Annotated in this window: 3 protein-coding genes; 1 reads left to right on the forward strand and 2 read right to left on the reverse strand. The window is 40.7% G+C overall.

Translation table 11 applies throughout. The features are described from left to right. Positions 1-1,282: EAL domain-containing protein (locus EES38_RS21570; protein WP_148090385.1), on the forward strand; the 1,282-nt coding region annotated here is incomplete at its 5' end. On the opposite strand, the gene EES38_RS22260 is transcribed toward EES38_RS21570, so the two are convergent. Together EES38_RS22260 and EES38_RS21575 are read right to left on the reverse strand one after the other, a co-directional pair. After that, positions 1,279-1,446 (reverse strand): hypothetical protein, encoded by a 168-nt coding sequence (locus EES38_RS22260; RefSeq protein ID WP_166434328.1) that lies wholly within the window; start codon positions 1,444-1,446, stop codon positions 1,279-1,281. The genes EES38_RS21570 and EES38_RS22260 overlap by 4 nt on opposite strands. Before the next feature lie 315 nt (positions 1,447-1,761). After that, positions 1,762-2,472, reverse strand: coding sequence for a TonB-dependent siderophore receptor (locus EES38_RS21575; RefSeq protein WP_124939273.1), 711 nt, complete (start codon positions 2,470-2,472; stop codon positions 1,762-1,764). Positions 2,473-2,578 lie beyond the last annotated feature (106 nt).

Here is a 2,578-nt window from a genome sequence, read left to right on the forward strand (position 1 = left end):
TAAGCATAACAATATCGTGTTTTCAGACCCGTATGTGAGAAGCTTAAGTATTAATGACCATGGAATCGTAACGTGCAGTTCTGTTTCAGGTAACACCCCCATCGTCGTGCCAAACTGGCAAAGTGAACACCACAGTATCCGATTTTTTTACGCTCAATCTACGCCTTTTAAAAACAAATTGCTGTATCCGCAAGAAGGTACTCTTATTCTCAAACTGTCTTACCTTCCACACTACAGCGTGAACATTGCGCTGTATCCGGAACTCTTTAACCAACTGCTCAGGGCGAAATCTCAGTTTGGGTTAACCATGACAGTTGAAAACGCGGTGTTAGATGGGGATAAAACCTTACTCACAACACCACGCTCGATAGCTTCACTGTTCACCCTCTCATACGAACTGTCTCCCACATGCATTATCACTTATATTATTCATAGTGCTTCATCGATGTGGGTTATCTGGACCATCATTCTTTTTGTTATTCGTCGCCCCTTATCCCAAGTATTCGATACCGTCAGTCTCGACTATTGGCGTATCAGGCGAGGTTTGAAGAAGCAACAATTCGAACCCTATCTCCAACCTGTATTTGATATTGATGGCAAGCTCACTGGCGCTGAAGTTTTGGCTCGCTGGGTTCACCCTAAAAGAGGCATCATTTCACCTTACGAATTTATTGATATTGCCGAAAAGAATGGTCAAATTAATCAAATTAGCGCTCAACTGATGCAAAAATGCGCCCTTCACTTACATAACTCAGTCATCTCAAGCGCTCAGAGTTTCAATTTAGGCTTCAATGTCTCCGCGATTCAGTTTGACAACGACACATTTTTTGAAGACATGGCACAGCTAAAAGAAGACTTGTCAGACACAGGCATTCAGCTCACGATTGAACTGACAGAGAGACAGGCATTCTCGAGCCAGGAAAAGTACATGTTTGCCGCCCAACAATTAAAGGCGTGTGGTGTCAAAGTATCGCTTGACGATTTTGGGACAGGCTACTGCTCACTTAGTTACCTTTTGAGTTCCGACATCGACATAATCAAAATTGACCGTTCCTACATTAGAACTATCGATGAAGGGCCGAATACTCACGTACTGGACAGTATCATTGAGCTGGCAAAACGAACCAATTCACTGCTTTTGGCAGAAGGTGTTGAGACAACGGCACAATTTGATTATCTAAAGCAAGTGGATGTTGAGCGGTACCAAGGATTTTTATTTGAAAAGCCCATGCCCATTGACCAGTTTAAATCGAAATACTTAAATGGACATAGCAATAACTAAGACATGATGTAAGCCAGCGTTGATGAGATTGACGATACAATCCCAACCGAGTACATCATCACTGTGTAGTGAGGAATATCTGCGAAATGGCCGATTGCCAATAGACTTAACAAGCAGTAACTAATACCTACATAGATAACCAATCCAATGTTTTTTATTCTCATACTGATACGCCGCCTATGACTAGAGACCGTTTAAATCTAGCACGAAAAGGGGCTGTCGACGTGAATGTTTTATGACGAATGTGTGAGCCAGTTAATAAAGAATCGTTACTCAGTCAAAGTATGATAGTTCTCAAAAATACCGCTAATTTCTTAGCGTGCTAGATACGTGATACCTTTTGTTATTAGTAGATGTAACATCATGAGTGATTATGAATAATTTACGTATTGAATAGCCACAATCTATGATGAAACTGTGGCTTATTTAGATCAATTGAATATCATAACGCCAATCTTTATTACGATTTTGGTATATTCTTAAAACAAGTAGTTTACTGAAATGGTACCATTGAAGGGTTCGCCATAGTGGACCTCATTGGAAGAATCAAGATAGCTATAGTATGTCTTGTCAAACAGGTTATTAACCGAAAGGTTAATTATGACGTTCTTATTGATTTGATACTTCGCCATCATATCTACCAAGCTGTAAGCCGGTTGGCTCACATCCCCAGAATAAATTTTATCTTGCCAACTCAACGACACACCCACTGTTAAATCTGGTATTGAATTGACGAATTGATAACTGCTCATCAGTTTAAACTGCTTACGGGCAAAGTCGGTATTCACTTCCTTACCATCTTCATCTTCTGCCTTAAACTGAGTGTATCCCAGATTGAAATCCGTCCCCTCAAATGGACTGCCTCCAATTTGAATCTCAAACCCTTTGCTGGTAACACCGTCTGTTGCAACTTGTGCCGTATCAGTTGAATTTGGTACGGTTGCGCCTGTTGGGTCATCCTGAGCTAAGTTGTCTTCTTCTATCTGAAACAAGGCAAATGACAACTGCAAGCGGTCTTCAAAATAACGATTTTTTAAACCAATTTCATAAGTATCACCTGCTACTGGGTCTAAGAAATCACCATTACTATCTTGAGCATTTTGCGATTGATAGATAGTCGCATAACTTGCATAAATACGGGTTTGATCGGCTTTGTTGCTTAATTCAGAGAGAGGACATGCCTGTCCCATTGTGCTTAATTCTTAAACGATATATTGAGTTTCAGGCATACCTAACCCTGTAAGCTTATTCAGCGCCTTGATCATCGCGTAAGTCTCGCCAACTTGAGCGTTATAG

The sequence above is a fragment of the Vibrio viridaestus genome (genome assembly GCF_003856525.1).
Lineage (GTDB): Bacteria > Pseudomonadota > Gammaproteobacteria > Enterobacterales > Vibrionaceae > Vibrio > Vibrio viridaestus.